A 19,130-nucleotide genomic window follows, 5' to 3' on the forward strand; every position below is an offset into this window, starting at 1 on the left:
ACGCCGGTGCATCGCGTCGTCAACCGGGGGCGTTCCGGCACAGCGTCCGTTGCGCCCGAACGGCACACAGCGTATGTCCCTGCACCTGCGCGGCACGGTAGATTCTCTGGGTCGAAGCATCCGGACGCCGGCAAGGGAACGCGGGGATCATGGGCAGGATCAGTCGCAGATGCGTCCGGCGCCGTGGAACCGGCAGGGATCCCATCAGCGCCTTCTGGCAGTGGTGGGCGGACGAGGGCGAGGACCTGCTGACCACGGCGACCCGCGACGGGGGCTTCGGGTCCCACGTCGAGGTGATGACGCGGCAGGTCCAGGCCATCGCGCGGGGGTTGGAGTGGGAGACCCGCACCGGTTGGGGTGCCGAACACACCCTCTACGTCTCCGGCGGCGCCGACCCGTCCCTGCGCGCTGTCGCCGAACGCTGGTTCCGCGCGTCACCGCCTGCGGGCAGGCGCTGGGAGTTCGCCCCGGCGCGCAGCCCGAGACCGGAGATGCTGGAATCGACCATCACCTACCGCGGCAGGACCTTCGACCTCGCACGGACCCGGGTGCACGCGAACCCCACCAGAGCGGGCGACAGCTTCATCGTCTCCGTCTTCAACCCCGCGTTCACGGGGCAGTGGGACGACGAGTACGAGCTGTGCGTCCTGCTGCTCGAATGGCTGCTCGGGGAGGACGACGTCCGTCGCTGGGTCCGCCGCGTGGACTGCATCGTGCACGACGTCGTCGACAGCATTTCTGCCGCTCAGCTGCCTGAGCGGGTTGCAGATCTAGCCCGCTCCCTGCCGCGGCCGCACTGGCTCCTGCTGCGGGGCACCCTCGGCAGCGGTAGCCCGATCCTGGTGCGGGTGCGGCGGCCGCTGCGCTGGATCGATCACCCGCGCTTGGATCTCCACTCGGCGCTGAAGGTCCCGTTCGACGCCGACGACCAGGGCCTTCCCGCTCCGTCCGCCGAGGACATGCTGCACAGCGTCGAGCAAGCCCTCGTGCGGCAGCTGGGGCCGCGCGGCCTGCTGGTCGCCACCGAGACCTCCCGGGGAGTTCGGACACTCCACGTGTACTCGGACTCCGAGGACCGGACCGCCCGGGACGTCCTCGATGCCGCGGCCCGGAACTCGCGGCGCGTCAGCATCAGGCACACGCTGGACCCCACCTGGAAGAAGGTGCAGGACTTCGCATGAACCCGCGCACCCCCACGTTCATCGGCCACCTCATCGGGGCCTCGTTCGGCACGGTGTTCGTGCTGGTCAACGCCACCGGCCGGCCTCCCGGCGTCGCGGTGCCGCTGCGGATCCTCGCCGTGAGCATGATCAGCATCAGTCGGGCCGCCAAAATTTAGGGGTCGATGTCACTCACGCGGGTGTACTCAGGATGCACCGGGCAAACAAACGATCCTGCCCTGCACGACAGGGCAGACCAATCCTGCGTGCTTCGACAGGAACGGTGAGCGACCGGCTTGCGGGCAAGTGTCAGCCGGAAAAGTGCCCGATCTCAGAGAGCCCCCGACCGCACTCGAAACCGGCTCACGCTACGCTTCTGGCATGGAGGAATTGACACGGCGTAGTCATCTTCCGGATACCGCCGGGTCCATCGTTGACCTGAATAATCGAGCGGCGATCAACCATGAGTGGTGGGCCACCCTCGTACCAGCCACCTGGGATCAACGGACGCTGACCTTGAGCGGTCCCAGCTGGTACTCACCCTCCTTCAATGACGCCAACAACGACGAATTCGAGTTCTGGCCTGTGCCGGCCACGATGCTGCGGAAAGCAGCAATCATTCACACTGGTTCCATGCCCCGCCCTGCAGGAAAGAGGCCACAGCGCCGTCCGGGAAGTGTCTCCTTCCTAGGAGGCGTCGTTTATAAGTACTGCGCGGACGGCTTGCTGAACGGCCGTCCTGGACGCGCGGCCTGGGCCCATCCCTCTGAAGGCATCGCGCCCGAGGACCTCGAGCGACACGGCGTGGAACTGGTCGCAGGCCTTCTTCACGCGAAGTCGCCATGCGGGTAGGACCAAGGCAAGCTCCGCATCCCGCTGCCGGATCGCCTACCGGGACGCGACTGATGCATCCTGTTGGAATGCAGTCGGGCGTTCAACGGTGGAGAGACACGGTCACGTCAGTTGTGGCGATGCTCAACGACCTGGATCCGTACGGTCTGGGCCCGGGCACCGGTGATGGAGCACCTCACGACGAGTACTCACTCGAAGCGATTCCCCTGGCTGGCTTGCTGCTCAGGAACGGATGTATCAGCAGCGACGACGTCGACGCAATCTGGCGGAAATGGTTTCAAGAGCCTCTGAGCGACGTTGTCGGATGCGACGCGATGAACAGCTTTTGCACCAGGCTCAATTCGCTGGGCACCATCGGATAGTTTGGAAGAGTAACTGATCAGAGTCAGGCGATGGGGACTCATGCGGCTTATCGAAAAACAAGTACTTACTATCGGGCTCGCCCTGGTGCTCTCGACTGCCGCCTGTACGAGCGCCGAACCCGGTGCGGAAACAGCATCGAGCAGTGCGAGCCCGAGCAGGAGCGCTTCCCCGACGCCCACTGCACCGCCGACCCCGGCGGCCCCCTCGACGGCCCCGACCCCCAGCACGTCCCCGACCCCCTCCTCCCCGGCGACGCCCCCGAGCGAGGCGCCTACACCGGCTTCTACCTCTGAGACGTCCGTGGCCGCGACGGCCCCGCCGGCGCCTGCTCCCATTGACCCTCAGCCAGCCCGCCCCGCGCCGTCTGCCCCAGCCGACTCGCCGACCGTCAGCACCCCTGAACAGGCCATCGAGCTGATCCGGGCAGAATACGGGTCGAATTCCGATCTGCAGTACCTCGCCGGCCCTGATCCCCTGGGCGATCCGGGCTTCGAGGTGATCGTCCAGTCGATCAGCCTCAGCGCCGGCGGCGGGTCAGGGACCATCGAGGTATGGCAGGTCCACCCGGACGGGACCTACAGCCGCGACAACTGAGCCCGAGCACTCTGGCAGACCCGGCCGACCCCATAGCAGGTCAGCGAAGGCACACTCTCCGGTTCCTGCCAGAACCACCATGAAACCTCAACATGAGACCTCGACGGCGGCCGTCCTTCCCGCACGGCGGACAGCTCCAGCAACGACCCAACGTCAGTAGGAAGGTACCTATGTGGACGAAGACGAAGACCTACACGGCCTCCGGGCTGCTAGCCCTCACTCTGGGAGTCTCGGCTACCGCGTGTGCGAATAGCGCAGAACCGACAACAGAGCCGACTACGACCAGCAGCAGCCCCGGGGAACCCCCGGCATCCATGACGCCATCAGCTTTGCCGACCTCGAGTCCGACGGCGACGTCTTCCCCGTCCCCACCGGCAAGCACATCGACGGCAGCGCCTACTACTGAGCCGGCACCGTCGTCAGCCCCGCCCGCTCCGTCCGCAGAGGGAGTACGAATCGAACACCCGTACGGGCCGTACCTGCAGGTTCCGCTACCCGAGGACGACACGGCGTACGACGTCGCTGGTCCCAGCTTCGTCTCGGCGCCGGATCTCGGCCGGATCTTCCCGACCGAGGTCTTCACGCCCGAACAAGTCGCCTCCGCCCAGAGGACCGTGAGTGACTTCATCGCCTCCGAAGGCGTGAACTCCGTCCTCAACAACTCCGCCGCTCTCCCCCCACAGGAACTCGCTGCCCTCCGCGACACCTGGTGGGACGAACACAAGGCCCTGTTCGCCCCGGACCGACGCGGAACGATCGAGCTCAACCTCTCCGGGGAGTCACCCGTCGTGGAGATGGAGCCCTGGCAGAAGGACTCCCCGACCTATCGGTATCTGTACGGGGAGAACGAACCACGGGTACAGGACCGCACCATCAGGACGCAGCAGGTCTGGGCAGGACCAGGACAGAGCCTCACCTTCGTCATCGCCGTCGTCTACACCGCCGACGTCCTCCTGGACGGCGCTGCCCTACCCTTCCCGCAGATGTCCTACGGGAACATGTCCTACACGGTGGTCCCCGACGGGAACGACACCTGGTTGATCAGCGACTACGGCGTCGGCGTGTCCATCGACATGACCACCATTCCCGCGTCGACAACCACCAGCCCCGAAAGGACCGAAGCCGAGCAGTTCGTCGAAGCCCTCAACCGGACAACGCCGGTATGATCCGGTCCTCACTGTCCAATGAACGGTGAGGGATAAACTACTGATCGAGGCTTGGTTGATCGGACCAGATCACGGAACCACGGAGCCCGCCCCGCCCCCGCAATGACTTCCGGCCGCAGTGCACGCTCAAACTTGCCCACCTACTCGTGACGACAGGTTGGCGACGCCACCTCAGGAGGACGCAGATGGCCCGAAGCACCCAGCACGACGAGGGTCGTGAACCGGTCGGTGACTACGTCGAAGCTCTCCGCCATGACGTGCCGTTCCGTGACGGGACGGGTGTGCTTCATTATCCGACGATGCGCAGCCGCCCGCAGCCGTCCTTCGTCCTCGACCCACTGCATCGATTCCTGCTCATCGGCAGTGTCGTGGCCGCCCTCGGCTACACCATCTGGATCATCGGCCGTATTCCGTCGATGCCGGCGCAGATTCCACTGCACTTTTCCGCTGACGGCTCAGTCGACCGTTACGGTTCCCCGTGGGAGATACTCATCCCTGCGTGCATACTTCTGGCAACCATCATCGGACTCGCGATCCTGACCCGTTACCCCAGAATCTACAACTACGGCGTCGGGAGAGTCACCGAGGAGAACATTCAGGCCCACTACAGGAACGGCGTCCAGATGATGATCTGGGCTACCTTCAGCGCGACAGTGCTGCACATCGCCGCCCTGGGTAGCATCGCCGGGGACTGGTCGATCATCCCTGGGATCTGGTTCGGACTGGGACTGCTTCTGGGTTCAATGACGTTCTTCATCCTCCGAATGCTCAGACTCTGACTCAGCGGGATCAGTTTCGCCGCGCAACTACTTCAGGGGCGGACTGTCAGCCGTGACGACGCCTGCAGCCTCGGCCCGTACCTGGGTTCCCATGGTGAGAGCTGTCCCGTGTAACCGGAGGCCCGGTGGGAATGCGCGCGGTGCTCAGAACGCCGTCGACGGCAGATCCCGCTCATCGTCGCGGATGGCCGTGATGATGCGCTCGGCAACCGCCGCGGGGTCCTTGCCCTGCGGCAGCTTCGGGGCTTCCCCCGCGATCGGACGGCTCGCGAGGCCGGTCTCTGTATGCGGAGGGCGCGCGTCCAGCACCTTCACACCCTGCTTGCGCAGTTCGAGAGTCAGCGCCTTCCCGTACGCGCTCAGACCCGCCTTCGTCGCCGAGTACGCCGCCATGCCTGCCGTGGGCGACTCCGCGACGACGGCGCTGAGCTGGGCCACGAACGACCCTCGGGTGAGCTTGGGAGCGACAACGCGCATGAGCCGCATGTAGCCGAGCAGATTCACGAGCATGAGTTCGTCGAGGGTGTCGTCGTCCACCTCCACAGCGGGACCGAAGGCAACCACGCCGGCCGCGAAGACCACGCCGCCCAGCTCCCTGTCCTCGAGTGCCGCAGCGATCGCCACCGGGCTGTCCGGCGTGCCGAGGTCCGCAGCGACCTGTCCCACGACGGCGTCGCCGAGTTCGCCCGCGAGTGTGGACAGTTTCTGTGCGGAGCGGCCCGACAGTGTCAGCCGGGCGCCGTGGGTCGCCAGCCGACGGGACAGCTCGGCACCGAGAACCCCGGTCGCACCGATCACGAGTACATGGGAACCGCTGAGCTCAGTCATGGGCCGAGTGTAACAACGCCCCTACTGCCCCGGCGGGTGCTCCCGGGGCATCCTTCGTTTGAGTTCCTCGAGCTCCTGCTGGGCCGCCGCATCCGCCTCGAGCTCCTCGAAGGCCTGCTGGAGTCGCCGGGAGGACGGATCGGACCAGGACAGTTCCTCGCGTGCCTGCACCTGCGCCTCGAAGCGCCGCACCTCGAGCTCCGCATCACGCCGTGCGGCTTCGATCGCTGCTGCTTCGCGGGACGACGATGCAAGGGCATCATGGACGCCGATGGCCGCCTCAGCAGCCGCTCGCCGGGCGAGCATGGCGTCGTAGTCCATGGCGTTCTGCTGCACGCGCTGCTCGAGCCGCCGCACGTCATCGTGGAGGCGCCGGGCCTGCTGCTCCGCCTCGCGCAGTTGCGCCGTCAGCGTCTCGAGGCGGCGCCGTGCCGTCATCGATTCGCGGATCGCCGCACGGGCGGCGGCGTCGTCCCCCCGCTGCACGGCGGCGGCCACCGCGGCCTCGACACGGTTGAGGTAGTCGGCGGCCTCGTTCGCGGCGAGTCCCACCCGGTGGTGATGCGCGGCGACATCGGCCGCTCCACGCCGAGCCCTGTCGAGCAGGGCGCGCTGCGCCTGCTGTGCGTTCTGCGCCTGGACCCGAGGGTCCTCTCGGGACTCGGCGGACGCGTTCCTGTTCGCCTGGACGATGCGCGTGATGCGCCGTTTGATCGACACTGCCTGACCCCCGGAGGTGCTGGATGGTTGAGGACTACCGCCGCGAGCCGGTCACCGGCCCTGACGGTTCCCATAAGTATCCCGCCACGTCGCCATGGCGGAGATCTCGGTGCGCAGGCGCGTGGTGGCCTGCTCGAGCTGCAGTGTGTCGATGGAGCGTGAAGTATTCAGGAGGCAGCGGCGCAGATCGGCGGAGAGTTCGTCGAGAGCCCTGGCCTGTGCACCGAGGTCATCGGTCCACTCCTGCTTCAGAGTCCGGTTCGGTTCGCGGTCAGCAGCTCTGAGCAGATTCTCCAGCGAGGCCGCCGCGCGATCGATCTCCGCTGCTGCACGTGGCAGCTCACCCACGGGCCGTCCCTGCGTGACCGCCTCGTTCAGTGCTGCATGCGTGGCGTGCGAGGAGCGCTTGAGTTCGAGGATCAACCGGGCCGGCTCCCTGGTGAGCCGATCGGGGGCGTAGGCACGGGCGGCGAGAATACCGCGATCCTTCGTGCGCTCGATGATCCGCGAGCGCCTGAGCTTCCGGACAACCAGCCACCCGGCCACTCCCGTACCGGCTCCGATCGCCGCAACCACCCCGGCTCCGATGGCCAGGGCTTCGACGAAGAGCTCAAGCACGCGGCAACTCCAGACGGTCTTCCATGCACCAAGTCTGCCCGGGTGCCCCGACAAATTCCAGCCATGGACAACGAGGGAGCCGACGCCATAGCCCGCAGGTCCGAAGTCGGTGCAGCCACGAAACGTGAGTGAGAGTGTAAGCGCTTGCAGCGGTGCCCTGAAAACGTGGTGATCAGCAGTGAAACAATGAGAAATCTACCTACATAGCCGCATTGCGGCGCTGCAAGCGTTTCCACCAGCGTCGGCTCGAGCACTACGCTGGGGCGCATGTCCGAGATCATCGACGTCCTGCAGCACGAGCAGCTCCCTGTCCGCACTGCGTTCCATGAGCCCCTGCACGTTGCCTCCGGATCAGACCAGTGGTGGCGTAGGTCCGTCATCTACCAGGTGTATCCGCGCTCGTTCCGCGATTCGAACGGCGACGGCGTGGGAGACCTTCCCGGCATCGCGTCGGAACTCGCGCGGCTGGCCGAGCTCAGCGTCGACGCCGTGTGGCTCTCCCCCTTCTACACCTCGCCCCAGCGCGACGGCGGGTACGACGTCGCCGACTACTGCGACGTCGACCCGCTCTTCGGCACGCTCACCGATTTCGACACCCTCGTGGCGGAGGCGGACCGCCTCGGCATCCGCGTGATCGTGGACCTCGTCCCGAACCACTGTTCCAGCGAGCACGCTCTCTTCCGGGCCGCGCTGGCCGCCCCGGCCGGATCCCCGGAGCGGGAGATGTTCATCTTCCGTGACGGCACCGGCACCGCCGGTGAGGAGCCTCCCAACAACTGGCAGTCCCACTTCGGCGGTCCGGCCTGGACGAGAATCCTCGATCCGGACGGCACGCCCGGCCAGTGGTACCTGCACCTGTTCGATTCCTCCCAGCCCGACTTCAACTGGGACAACCCCGCGGTCCACGCGGAGTTCGAGCGGGTGCTGCGCTTCTGGCTCGATCGCGGCGTCGGGGGTTTCCGGGTCGACGTCGCCCACGCGCTCATCAAGGCCGAGGGCCTGCCGGACTGGGGAGGACGCCCCGACGGCGGGTCGACGGAAGGCTACCCCGGCTGGGAAGCACCCATGTTCGGTCAGGACGGGGTCCACGCGATCTTCCGCCGGTGGCGGAGCATCCTGGCGGAGTATGACGGCGAGCGCATCCTCTGCGCAGAGGCCTCGATAGACCCCCTGGCGCGGCTCACGGACTGGGTGCGCCCCGACGAGATGCACCAGGCCTTCAACTTCGCCTACCTGCACAATTCGTGGAACGCCCATGGTCTGCGCAGTGTCGTCTCGGCCTCGCTCGCCGCCTTCGACACCGTGGGAGCCCCCACCACCTGGGTGCTGAGCAACCATGACGTCGTCCGGCACACCAGTCGCTTCGGCCTCACGGACGGCTCACCCCGAGGCGGCGACGGCATCGGAAGCGCGGACGTGCAGCCCGACACCGTTACGGGACTGACCCGCGCCCGCGCGGCCTCCCTGGCGATGTTCGCTCTTCCGGGCGGCATCTACCTGTACCAGGGCGAGGAGCTGGGTCTCCCCGACCACACGTCCATGCCCGATGACGCCCGGCAGGACCCGACCTTCGCGCGCACGGGCGGTGAACGCCTCGGGCGCGACGGCTGCCGCGTCCCCCTACCCTGGCGAGCGCAGGCGCCGGCGTTCGGCTTCATCGGCACCGACGATGCTGACTCCGCAGGCAATACTCACGATGCAGGCGCCACTGGTACACCGTGGCTCCCCCAGCCTGAGAGCTGGGGCGGCTATGCGCGGGACCTCCAGTCCGTGGACCAGGACTCGACGCTCACGCTCTACCGCACGGCCCTGCAGCTCCGCAGGGATCTGCGCCTCGGTGCCGGCTCGCTCAGCTGGTCCCGCGACTTCGAGCAGACCGATGTCGTCGCGTTCCGGAACGGGGAGATCATCGTGGTCCTGAACATGGGCGGGTTCGCCGTCCCGCTGCCGGAGGGTGCGGTCGTTGCCGCCAGCATGCCCGACGCCGTCCTGGCCGGTCAGCTCGCGCCGGACGCCTGCGTCTGGCTGATGAGCGGGGCGGATCAGGGGTAGGCCGTGACCGGGATCAAGGATGTCGCCCGGCGTGCAGGCGTCTCCACGGCCACCGTCTCCCGTGCCCTCAGCGGCAACGGCCGCGTCTCGGACGCGGCCCGCACGCGCGTCCAGGACGCCGCCCGGGAGCTGGGCTTCGTGGCGAGTTCGACGGCGTCCTCCCTCGCCTCGGGCCGCCATCGCAATATCGGCGTCGTGGTGCCGTCGGTGGCCCGCTGGTACTACTCGCAGATCGTGGACAGCGTCGCCGCGGCGCTCCTGCGCGCGGGATACGACCTCACGCTGTACAACCTCAACGAGGATCCCACTCACCGTGAGAGCGTGCTGTCCGAATTCCTCCTGCGCCAGCGGTGCGACGGCGTGATCCCCGTGTCGCTCGAACTGGGATCGAAGGAACTGGATCAGCTGCTCGCGGTCGGGAAGCCGGTGGTCGGGATCGGCGGACCGCTGTCCGGAACCGAGACCTACAGCGTGGACGACCGGGAGATCGCCGCTCTTGCGACGGAGCACCTGATCACCCTCGGCCACCGGCGCATAGCCCATATCGGCGGGCACGAGACCGATGAGAAGGATTTCCGGATCGGCAGTACGCGGCGGCACGGCTATGCATCGGCCCTGGAGAGTGCGGGGCTGGAAAGCGCCGATTCCTGGTGGGTCACCGCCGATTTCACCATCCAGGGCGGGCTGGCCCAGGCGAGGCAGCTCCTCGGCTACCCCCGAGACAGGCCGACGGCGGTCTTCTGCGCCTCGGACGAGATGGCCATCGGGGCTGTTCTCGCCGCGCGTGAACTGGGTCTGCGTGTGCCCGACGATCTGTCGATCATCGGGATCGACGGGCATGAACTGGGAGAGGCACTCGGACTGACCACAGTGGCGCAGTTCCCGCAGGAGCAGGGCCAGCGAGCCGTCGAACGCCTTCTGCAGATCCTGCAGGATCCGGCGTCACTGCAGCCGGTCAACCACCCCGCGCGCACGGAGCTGATCGTGCGCACGAGTACCGCAGCACCCGCAGCCTGAGACCGCTCATGCGCTTGCCGCACCACGGCAGCACGTCGGCACAGGGAAACCGTTTACTGAATTGTCAGGCCACGTCCGGTGCCACGGAGGGTCCATTGATCTCGGACTCGACCGCACGCGCCAGCGATCGGAGCTTCTTGCCGTCGCGCGAGGAGAATTCCCGGGGACTCTTGTCCATCACACACAGCGTGCCCACCGTCCACCCTCCCGGGCCACGCACCGGATAGCCGGCGTAGAACCGGGTATGGGGAGCGCCGATGACCAACGGGTTATCGCGGAAACGATCGTCCTCGAGTGCATCGCGGACGATCAACGGCCCGGCGCTGCGGATCGTGACGTTGCAGAAGGTCGACTCCCTCGGAAGATTCTGCCGGGTGTGGCCGGTGGCCGACTTGAGGAACTGCCGGTGATCGTCGATCAGTGTGATGCTGCTCGAACCGGTGTGGAAGAATTCCTTCGCCTCCCTCGTGATGCGGTCGAAGCGCTCTTCGCCCGCGGTGTCCAGCAACCCCGTGCGCACCACCGCATCACAGCGTTCCTGCTCCTGTTCCTCCTCGGTGAACAGGAAAGCACCGGCAACTCCGAGACCGCGTCGGGAGTCCGTCGGTGATTCCTGCGCCACGTCGGCGTCATCGGGGGTACAAGGGGGAATCAGCGGTGCGCTCCCACCGGCGGCCTCGGCCAGGAGCTGATTGACGGCCTCGCCCAGCACGTCACACTCCGTCATGGACAGTTCGAGTGACCCTCTGATGAACGCTTCGAGCTCGACCCGGGATGCCCTTCCTCCGATGGAGTAGTACCCGAGCCATACCTCATCGAGGCTCACTCCCGAGGCCGAGAGGGCATCGGTGATGCGTCTGGCCTGTGCCTGCTGATCCATCCCAAAGCCTCCACAGGCATAACGGTTCTCTCCGTCGACACCTGGATCGGTTGTCCGGGAACGGTCATTCCCGCCTATTGATCAGCCAGCTTACTACTGGGACACCTCGGAGGTTAATGGACTTGTCCCTTGGTGGAGAACCCATGTTCTGGTATGGCTCCCGCTCTCTGCCCGGGCCGGACGGCAGGAGCCATCAGCGGTGCGGGATCTCTCCCGTCACCACGAGCTGCTCCGCGACGGACCGCAATTTCTCGTTCGTCTCGGAGCTGGAGCGTTCCAGTATGGTGAAAGCCTGCTCCCCGGTGATCTTGTACCGCTCCATCAGGATCCCCTTGGCCTGGCCGATCAGATCCCGCGTAGCGAGGGCTTCACCGAGCTGTTCCACCTTCAACGCCTCGGCAAATGCCACCGCAGCATGGGCCGCCACCAGGAGCCCGACGTGCCGTGATTCGGCGCTGAACGCATGTTGTCGAAGGGAGTACAGATTGAGTGCGCCGAGGTTGTCTCCCTCGACGTAGAGCTGGAAGCACAGCATGCTGCCGACTCCAGCACGTGCAGCTCGCTGGGCGAATCTCGGCCACCGGGTCTCCGCCGCCATGTCCGGCACGTGCACGGTCTCGTGCTCGTACATCGCATCGAGGCAGGGGCCCTGCCCGGCCTCATTCTGCAGTGCGTCCAGATGCCCTGCCAAGGCGCTGGTCGGAGCGCGGGAGCCGATGCGCTGGCGGGCGTGCACCACGCTGATGGAGCCCTGGTCGACTCCGGGTATCAGCTCCACGGCAGCTGCAGCCATGATGGACAGGATGCGGTCCGAGGACTTCTCATGCTGCAGTGAGCGAGCGAGTTCTCCCAGACGCTTTGCCAGGCCACCCCGCTCGTGGTCGGGCTCTTGATCGTCCAAGGCCTGCCGAACCGCTGGGCCCTCACCCGGGGAAGAGAGATCTTCGAGGCGCTGAGCACCGTGTTCTACCATGCAACGTCCTCGTCTCGTCCCGACCAGTATGGCGTGCACGACACGCTCTGGCCAGAGTCGACAGATGCTCACCAACATGCCGGACCGTCCCGGATTCGGGCCCCGAGGCCAGCCTGTAGGGTGGAACCATCGTTCAGCAGCGGGCGGTGCAGATGCATTTCCTGTGCCGTCCGGGATCTCGGTCCCGTTGGTAGGAAAGCTTCTCACCTACCTAAGGACCCCAGTGGACCACTCGCTGCCTGGCACAAGCCCTCCTCAGACCACTCCGCCATCGCATCTGACCTTTGCGCTCCAGACTCTGGTACTCGAGAGTGATGCGATCCAAGACTTCATGGTCAGTCTCGCCCACTTCGTTGCCGAACACTTCGCCACCGCTGACAGAACCGTCCTGTGCGGTATCACGCTGATGCGGCCCCGCACGGCGGCAACGGTCGCAAGCAGTGGTGAACGGGCTCAGCTCATGGACGAGATCCAGTATGCGTTCGACGACGGTCCCTGCCTGAATTCCGCCCGCCGACGCGTCACGAATCACGTCCCGGACGTCCTCGAGGAAGACCAGCCATGGGCTGAGTACCGTGCGGAGATCGCCAGTCATGGCCTGCGCTCCATCCTGGCCGTGCCGATCCACCTGAACTCGCCGGCCAATGACGCCGACCGGGATGACAGTGCGCCAAGGGGGGAGAATGCTGCGATCAATCTCTACGCAGACGGCCCGGGGGCTTTTTCTGCAGCCGATATCTCCAAGGCCGAGAGCCTTGCGGCGGACGTCACCACCACGGTGGCGATCGCCGTCCGCCTGGCCGGGAGCAGCGACCGGGCCGACCAGCTCGAAGCGGCGATGAATTCCAGGACGATCATCGACCTTGCGGCAGGAATGATCATGGCCCAGAACCGATGCAATCAAGACCGCGCCATGACCATTCTCAAGGCCGCGAGCAGCGCTCGCAACATCAAGGTCCGGGACCTGGCCGCATCCGTCGTCGCCTCGGTATCGGCGGAGCAGCCGGTGACGCACTTCGACAATTGAGCAGCAATACCGCGTTGCACCGGGCCTTCTCAAAACCGAAGGAGACGGCCAGCGGATCGGTAGCGCGTACGGCTACCTCGAGGAGCGGGACGCCCCTGGTCGCCACACCACCAGTGCCTGGCTACGGGCGCGGGGACGCTGTCCGCGCGCGAGTGTGACGACGTCGCCGGCCAGTCCGGCTGCGAAGACGCGGCCCGATTCCGAAGAGGCGCGACGCTCCGCCAGCTCGGCCGCGAGTTCGACGATGCGCGATTGCAGCGCGGATACGTGGTTCTCGAGTTCGAGGATGCGCCGGATGCCCTCCAGGGAGACGCCTTCCTGCGACAGTCGCTGGATCTCGCGCAGCGTACTGACATCCCTGGGTGAATAGCGGCGCCCGCGCCCGGCGGTCCGGCTCGGAGTCACCAGACCCATGCGGTCGTACTGACGCAGCGTCTGTGGATGCATCTCGGCGAGTTCAGCGGCAACAGAGATGACATAGATGGGTGTCTCGGGATCCACTGCTGTCCTCCTTCCGTCACCGGTGCACCCGGTCATTGATGGTCGATGAAGTTACAGACTCGCTTTCGCTGCCAGCCCGGCACGCGGGTCGGCGTCCCTGGTGGCTTCCCGGAATGCCTCGACCGCGGCCTGAGCTTCCTTCGAAAGATTCTGCGGCACGACGACGTCGACCGTCACCAGGAGATCCCCGGTGCCCTTCGAGGTCTTCACTCCCCTGCCCTTCAGTCGCAGGGTGCGGCCCGACGGCGTTCCTGCCGGGACCCGCATCTTCACCATCTCGCCGGTGAGCGTCGGCACTTCGATCTGGGCGCCGAGAACCGATTCGTCGAAGCTCACCGGCACATGGACGCGAATGTTGTCGCCCTCGCGCTTGAACAGCGGGTGTTCCTTGACGTTGACAGTGACCATGAGATCGCCCGGACCCGCCTGCCCCGGCTGTCCCTTGCCCTTCACGCGGACCTTCTGGCCGTCGCGGATGCCGGCGGGAATCCGAACGTCGATCTGCTCACCCGAGGGTTCGCGCAGACCGATCGTGGTGCCGTTGATCGAGCCCGCGAAGGAGATGGAGGTACTCGCCGTTCGGTCGGCGCCCTTCTGCGGCCGCGGGGACGGGAAACCACTGGGGAATCCGCCACCCCCCATGCCCGATGAGCCACCACCGAACAGATCTGCGAATTCCGGGGGAAGATTCGCACCGGAGAACCCGCCGCGCTGACGCGATCCGGCGCCCTGGCTGAAGAGGTTACTGAAGACGTCCTCGAAGCCGCCGGCACCTCCGGTGGCACCACCTGCACCACCGGCGGAGAAGCGTGCCCCGCCACCCATGGCACGGATGGCGTCGTACTGCTGGCGTTCCTCCGTGTCCGAGAGGACCGAATATGCCTCGGACACGTCCTTGAACATCTTCTCGGACCCCGCATCGCCCTGGTTCTGGTCAGGGTGATGCTTCCTGGCGAGCTTCCGGTACGCCTTCTTGATATCGGCGTCGCTCGCGTCCTTCGAGACGCCGAGGATCTTGTAGAAATCCTTATCGACCCAATCCTGACTGGCCAACTGGCGTCTCCTTCCTAAGTTCTGCTGATTCTGAGCGAGATGAGATGGATGCCGGGGCTATGCCGGTCCGGTTCCCGAGGAAGGCGACGTCGCGCCTCCCCCGGAACGCCGGGTGGGTCGGTCTTCTGTAGGGCCTTTAATATTCCCGTGCGAGCTCTGCGAGCGCAGGAATTTCGTTGGCCCGGGAAGACCGTCCCACCCGGCGATACAACACCTACTCCGGCACTGCCACGATCACCTGTGCGGCACGGAGGACACGTTCGTCCTTGCGGTACCCCACGCGGAGGATCTGGCTGACGCTGTCGCGGGCGACCTCCGCGCTGGGCTGCTGGATGAGAGCCTCGTGGATATTCGGGTCGAACTCCACGCCGACCTCGTCGATCCGGGCGAGCCCGTACGTCGCCAGGACATTCTCCAGCTTCCCGATGATCGCGGCGAACGGTCCCTCTCTCAGATCCCCGTGCTGACGGCCCGCATCGATGTCGTCGAGAACGGGCATCAGCGAGTTCAGAACACCGATCACGGCCTGCTCGCGCGCCACATCCCGGTCACGCTCCACGCGACGGCGGTAATTGACGTACTCGGCCTGCAGACGGAGCAGATCGTTGCGAAGTTCCCCGGCCGGATCGGCCGGGGCATTCTCCTCACCCTCGGCGCCGGCTTCGTTCAGGATCGCTTCGGCCTGAGCCAGCACGTCCTGCTCCGGGTCCGTCTCAGCGGGCGCGTCCTGGCCGCCGGCCCCGGTGTCCTCCGGGGCCGGGTTGCCGGCGTCCTCCTGTTGCCCACGGACCTCGCCCGTCTCAGGGTCGATCTTCCGGTTGTCCCGGAAGCTGACCGGCTCCGACTCGTGCTCTTCTTCGTTTCCGTGGTGCGACATGGCTACTTCTTCTCGCTGGTCTCTTCGTCGACCACTTCGGCGTCGACGATGTCCTCGTCGGTGCCATCCGCGGTCGCCTGATCGGCCGGTGTGCCACCGGGCTGCTCGGCATCCTGCTGTGCGGAGGCGTAGATCGCCTCACCGAGCTTCGACTGGGAGGCCTGGAGCTTCTCGAACGCCGACTTCACCTCGTCGTCGTTGTCCTGGGACTCGAGGGCCTTCTTGAGGTCGTCGACATCGGCCTGGACCTCGGTCCTGACGTCCTCGGGCAGCTTGTCGGCGTTGTCGGAGATCAGCTTGTCCACGGAGTAGGCGAGTTGCTCTGCACCGTTGCGGGTGTCTGCTGCCTCGCGGCGCGCCTTGTCCTCGGATGCATGCTCCTCGGCCTCGCGCACCATGCGGTCGATATCCTCCTTGGAAAGAGAGGACCCACCCGTGATGGTCATGGACTGCTCGGTGCCGGTGCCCTTGTCCTTGGCGGACACGTGCACGATACCGTTGGCGTCGATGTCGAAGGTGACCTCGACCTGCGGCACACCACGGGGAGCCGGAGCGATACCTGTCAGCTCGAAGGTGCCCAGCGGCTTGTTGTCGCGGGTGAACTCGCGCTCGCCCTGGAAGACCTGGATGGCCACCGACGGCTGGTTGTCGTCGGCGGTCGTGAAGGTCTCGCTGCGCTTGGTGGGGATGGCCGTGTTGCGCTCGATGAGCTTGGTCATCATGCCACCCTTGGTCTCGATGCCCAGGGACAGCGGGGTGACGTCGATCAGGAGGACGTCCTTGCGCTCACCCTTCAGCACGCCGGCCTGGAGTGCAGCACCGACGGCCACGACCTCGTCAGGGTTGACGCCCTTGTTGGGCTCCTTGCCGCCTGCGAGCTCCTTCACGAGTTCGCTGACAGCAGGCATACGCGTGGAGCCGCCCACGAGCACGATGTGGTCGATCTCGGAGACCTTGATGCCGGCCTCGGCGATGACGTCGTTGAACGGCTTCTTGGTACGGTCCAGCAGGTCCTTGGTGAGGTCCTGGAACTTCGCTCGCGAGAGATGCTCGTCGAGGTGGACCGGGCCGTCCGCCGTCACCGAGAGGTACTGGAGGGAGATGTTCGTGGAGGTGGCCGAGGACAGTTCCTTCTTGGCCTGCTCGGCGGCTTCCTTCAGGCGCTGGAGGGCGATCTTGTCCTTCGAGAGGTCAGCGCCCTTGGCCTTGGCCTGCGAAAGCAGGTAGTCGACCACACGCTGGTCCCAGTCGTCACCACCGAGGCGGTTGTCGCCGGAGGTGGCACGCACCTGGATGGTGGAGAAGGCGTCCTCGTCCTTGCCGACCTCGAGGAGCGAGACGTCGAACGTTCCACCGCCGAGGTCGAACACCAGGATGAGTTCGTCCTCCTTGCCCTTGTCGAGGCCGTAGGCCAGCGCTGCCGCCGTCGGCTCGTTGACGATACGCAGCACATTCAGACCGGCAATCTCCCCGGCCTCCTTGGTCGCCTGGCGCTCGGCGTCGTTGAAGTAGGCGGGAACGGTCACGACGGCGTCCGTGACCTTCTCGCCGAGGTAGCTCTCGGCATCGGTCTTGAGCTTCTGCAGGATCCGCGCGGAGATCTCCTGCGCCGTGTACTTCTTGTCGTCGATGCCCACACTCCAGTCGGTGCCCATATGGCGCTTGACCGAAGCGATGGTGCGGTCGATGTTGTTCACGGCCTGGCGCTTGGCGATCTCGCCGACGAGGACCTCGCCCGACTTGGAGAAGGCGACGATGGACGGCGTCGTGCGTGCACCTTCGGCATTCGCGATGACGGTGGGTTCGCCACCTTCGAGCACCGAGACGACCGAGTTGGTGGTTCCGAGGTCAATACCTACTGCACGTGACATGCAATTTCCTTTCGACTGCCCGGTGTTTGCGTGGCGCTCATCCGCCGGGCACGTGGATTGAGCGTTCTGCACTCAACTATAGGCATCCGCTGCGTCAGGATCAAATCGAGTTGAGTCAGCAAGACTCAACCTGAATGCTCGTGGCGAAGAGCTCGCCACCTTCTCGGTCAGGCTGCCGGACACACGTAAAAACGGTGTACCAAAGCCACAAGTCGTTGGTACGATCATCGGGCGAGCAACCGCTCGTCGACAAAGGCAAACCCGATGCAAATCGGGGACGCAAAGCCACGGGACCCATGAGGTCAGCCGGGCCGCCGAAGAGAACAGGTCCTTACCGCATGAGATGGACATCCCACGTCCCTTGTACTCGGCAGAATGTTGCGCGGTCGACTCGGTCTCCCGTGCCGCTGACGAATCGCAGCGCGGCCGAAGGTCATGAGTAGCGGATCTCCCGGCGAGGGCCGGGCAGCGGTGGTCATCGAGGACGATCTTGAGATTCGCAATCTCGTCTGCGCCGTCCTCGAGCAGGGTGGCTTCCAGGTCACTTGCGCAGCCAGCGGGCGTGAGGGTGTCGACGTCGTCCGCGAGAAAGCCCCCACCGTGGTGACCCTGGACCTCGGTCTGCCTGATATCGACGGGTACGAGGTTCTGCGTCGTGTGCGCTCGGGCAGTGACTGCTACGTAGTGGTGCTGAGCGGGCGGGCAGAGGAGCTCGATATCCTCACAGCACTGCAGGCCGGCGCCGACGACTACGTCCTCAAGCCCTTCCGACCACGTGAGCTGAGGGCGCGCATCGATGCCATGCTCCGCCGACCGCGGGTCGAGCAGTCCTCGCCACCAGCCTCGGCACCTGTCCAGCGCGAGGACAGCGGAGCGGCAGCGAACCGCTCATCCGCGGCGCTCCTGCGCGTAGGCAGCCTCGCGATCGACGCCGGGACACGGACGGCAACCTGTGCCGGCGTGGAACTGCAGCTCACCAAGACGGAGTTCAACCTGCTGCTCGAGCTGGTCAGCAGCAACGGGGCGGTCCGGACGAAGAACGAGCTCGTGCGGATTTCCCGGGGGCAGGACTACCGTGGCTACAACTTCGTGAGCCGTACCGACGAGCGCGCCATCGAGGTGCACATCGCGAATCTTCGTCAGAAGCTGGCCCGCGCCGACGGCGACGCCAACCTGATCGCGACGGTCCGCGGGGTCGGTTTCCGCATCATGGTGCGTAGCGACAGCCCCCGCTAGAACGCCCGGATGAGCCGCCCGGATAGATCGCCTGCAGCTGTGTGATGGTGTCGGCGGCGCTCGTCCGAATCTTTGCCATGAGGAGCAGGGCGGAGTCCATGGCGCCGCGCGCCATGAGATCCTGCACCTCCACGGCCATCCGGGTGAGCTGGACCGCCCCCACCATCATCGACGAGGTCGTCACGCTCTGGATCGCATCGGCCGAGCCTGCGGCGTCTTTCACCCCGAGAGCACGCTCGATGCGGTCGAGCTTCCCGCCGAGGGATTCACAGAAGTCGCGAGCGAAGCGCGCCACCACTGCCTTGTCCGCGAAGTCGTCCTCCATGGCGCGGAGAACAGCGGGGTCGACGACCGTCGCTCCCGGGCCGGGAGCAGCGGAACCACCCTCGACGTCGTCGTTCGCGGGTGTGGCTGCCGCGTCCCGGTGGGAGTCGGACGGCGGGGTGGAATGGATTGGCACTTCCCTAGGGTAGCGACCTCGACGGGGTGCCCTCTCACAGGCGCCTGTTCCTGCGCAAAGCTTGCGTAACACTCCCGTTCGAAGTTGCACCGGCGGGAGACTT

Annotated in this window: 19 protein-coding genes and 1 riboswitch; of the genes, 9 read left to right on the forward strand and 10 right to left on the reverse strand. The window is 66.0% G+C overall.

Annotation, left to right across the window (positions count from 1 at the left end):
- The first annotated feature begins 149 nt into the window (after nt 1–149).
- From E8P82_RS00640 to E8P82_RS00660, 5 genes are all read left to right on the forward strand, one after another.
- Entirely contained in the window at nt 150–1,181 is a 1,032-nt protein-coding gene (locus E8P82_RS00640; protein ID WP_136452559.1) for a DUF695 domain-containing protein, read from the forward strand.
- A complete protein-coding gene (locus E8P82_RS14955) occupies nt 1,178–1,339 on the forward strand; it encodes a hypothetical protein (RefSeq protein WP_168796456.1) in 162 nt (53 codons plus the stop codon). The genes E8P82_RS00640 and E8P82_RS14955 overlap by 4 nt, the downstream gene beginning before the upstream one ends.
- A 1,336-nt stretch (nt 1,340–2,675) precedes the next feature.
- Nucleotides 2,676–2,969 carry a hypothetical protein gene (locus E8P82_RS00650; RefSeq protein ID WP_136452561.1) on the forward strand — a complete coding sequence of 98 codons (294 nt, stop codon included), beginning with the start codon at nt 2,676–2,678 and terminating at the stop codon, nt 2,967–2,969.
- A 614-nt stretch (nt 2,970–3,583) separates the two neighbouring features.
- Nucleotides 3,584–4,135, forward strand: coding sequence for a hypothetical protein (locus tag E8P82_RS00655; protein ID WP_136452562.1), 552 nt, complete (start codon nt 3,584–3,586; stop codon nt 4,133–4,135).
- 185 nt (nt 4,136–4,320) lie between these two features.
- The gene (locus E8P82_RS00660; protein WP_136452563.1) at nt 4,321–4,914 is read left to right on the forward strand and encodes a DUF1648 domain-containing protein; all 594 of its coding nucleotides are present in this window, start codon (nt 4,321–4,323) and stop codon (nt 4,912–4,914) included.
- A 144-nt stretch (nt 4,915–5,058) separates the two neighbouring features.
- Here E8P82_RS00660 and E8P82_RS00665 read toward each other — a convergent pair whose 3' ends face one another.
- Genes E8P82_RS00665 through E8P82_RS00675 form a run of 3 tightly spaced genes read right to left on the reverse strand, consistent with a single transcriptional unit; the run spans nt 5,059 to nt 7,080 of the window.
- Nucleotides 5,059–5,742: an SDR family NAD(P)-dependent oxidoreductase gene (locus E8P82_RS00665; protein ID WP_136452564.1), complete on the reverse strand. Its 684-nt coding sequence runs from the start codon at nt 5,740–5,742 to the stop codon at nt 5,059–5,061.
- A 21-nt stretch (nt 5,743–5,763) separates the two neighbouring features.
- Entirely contained in the window at nt 5,764–6,462 is a 699-nt protein-coding gene (locus E8P82_RS00670; protein ID WP_136452565.1) for a PspA/IM30 family protein, read from the reverse strand.
- A 51-nt stretch (nt 6,463–6,513) separates the two neighbouring features.
- Entirely contained in the window at nt 6,514–7,080 is a 567-nt protein-coding gene (locus E8P82_RS00675; protein ID WP_136452566.1) for a hypothetical protein, read from the reverse strand.
- A 267-nt stretch (nt 7,081–7,347) separates the two neighbouring features.
- Between E8P82_RS00675 and E8P82_RS00680 the strand changes: the two genes are divergently transcribed.
- Nucleotides 7,348–9,132 carry a glycoside hydrolase family 13 protein gene (locus E8P82_RS00680; RefSeq protein WP_136452567.1) on the forward strand — a complete coding sequence of 595 codons (1,785 nt, stop codon included), beginning with the start codon at nt 7,348–7,350 and terminating at the stop codon, nt 9,130–9,132.
- Nucleotides 9,133–9,135: 3 nt separating this feature from the next.
- A complete protein-coding gene (locus tag E8P82_RS00685) occupies nt 9,136–10,149 on the forward strand; it encodes a LacI family DNA-binding transcriptional regulator (protein WP_136452568.1) in 1,014 nt (337 codons plus the stop codon).
- Nucleotides 10,150–10,213: 64 nt separating this feature from the next.
- On the opposite strand, the gene E8P82_RS00690 is transcribed toward E8P82_RS00685, so the two are convergent.
- Both E8P82_RS00690 and E8P82_RS00695 read right to left on the reverse strand, forming a co-directional pair.
- Nucleotides 10,214–11,029: a GAF domain-containing protein gene (locus E8P82_RS00690; RefSeq protein ID WP_136452569.1), complete on the reverse strand. Its 816-nt coding sequence runs from the start codon at nt 11,027–11,029 to the stop codon at nt 10,214–10,216.
- Between the two features lie 193 nt (nt 11,030–11,222).
- The gene (locus E8P82_RS00695) at nt 11,223–11,930 is read right to left on the reverse strand and encodes an ANTAR domain-containing protein (RefSeq protein ID WP_281275753.1); all 708 of its coding nucleotides are present in this window, start codon (nt 11,928–11,930) and stop codon (nt 11,223–11,225) included.
- 403 nt (nt 11,931–12,333) lie between these two features.
- On the opposite strand from E8P82_RS00695, the gene E8P82_RS00700 reads away from it, so the two are divergent.
- Nucleotides 12,334–13,029, forward strand: coding sequence for a GAF and ANTAR domain-containing protein (locus E8P82_RS00700; protein WP_136452571.1), 696 nt, complete (start codon nt 12,334–12,336; stop codon nt 13,027–13,029).
- 72 nt (nt 13,030–13,101) lie between these two features.
- Here E8P82_RS00700 and E8P82_RS00705 read toward each other — a convergent pair whose 3' ends face one another.
- From E8P82_RS00705 to dnaK, 4 genes are all read right to left on the reverse strand, one after another.
- Entirely contained in the window at nt 13,102–13,566 is a 465-nt protein-coding gene (locus E8P82_RS00705; protein WP_136452572.1) for a heat shock protein transcriptional repressor HspR, read from the reverse strand.
- A gap of 15 nt (nt 13,567–13,581) precedes the next feature.
- Complete coding sequence (locus E8P82_RS00710; RefSeq protein ID WP_136452573.1) at nt 13,582–14,583, reverse strand: DnaJ C-terminal domain-containing protein; 1,002 nt, start codon at nt 14,581–14,583, stop codon at nt 13,582–13,584.
- 214 nt (nt 14,584–14,797) lie between these two features.
- Entirely contained in the window at nt 14,798–15,460 is a 663-nt protein-coding gene (locus tag E8P82_RS00715; RefSeq protein WP_136452574.1) for a nucleotide exchange factor GrpE, read from the reverse strand.
- 2 nt (nt 15,461–15,462) lie between these two features.
- The gene (dnaK, locus tag E8P82_RS00720) at nt 15,463–17,331 is read right to left on the reverse strand and encodes a molecular chaperone DnaK (RefSeq protein ID WP_136452575.1); all 1,869 of its coding nucleotides are present in this window, start codon (nt 17,329–17,331) and stop codon (nt 15,463–15,465) included.
- A gap of 244 nt (nt 17,332–17,575) precedes the next feature.
- A riboswitch (cyclic di-GMP riboswitch) is annotated at nt 17,576–17,650 on the forward strand.
- Between the two features lie 116 nt (nt 17,651–17,766).
- Here dnaK and E8P82_RS00725 point away from each other — a divergent pair.
- Nucleotides 17,767–18,567 (forward strand): response regulator transcription factor, encoded by an 801-nt coding sequence (locus E8P82_RS00725; RefSeq protein ID WP_136452576.1) that lies wholly within the window; start codon nt 17,767–17,769, stop codon nt 18,565–18,567.
- Here the strand turns inward: E8P82_RS00725 and E8P82_RS00730 are convergent.
- A complete protein-coding gene (locus E8P82_RS00730) occupies nt 18,539–19,027 on the reverse strand; it encodes an Hpt domain-containing protein (RefSeq protein WP_136452577.1) in 489 nt (162 codons plus the stop codon). The genes E8P82_RS00725 and E8P82_RS00730 overlap by 29 nt on opposite strands.
- Nucleotides 19,028–19,130: the final 103 nt, after the last annotated feature.

Origin of the sequence: Arthrobacter echini, from assembly GCF_004803505.1 — a bacterium.
GTDB lineage: Bacteria > Actinomycetota > Actinomycetes > Actinomycetales > Micrococcaceae > Arthrobacter_D > Arthrobacter_D echini.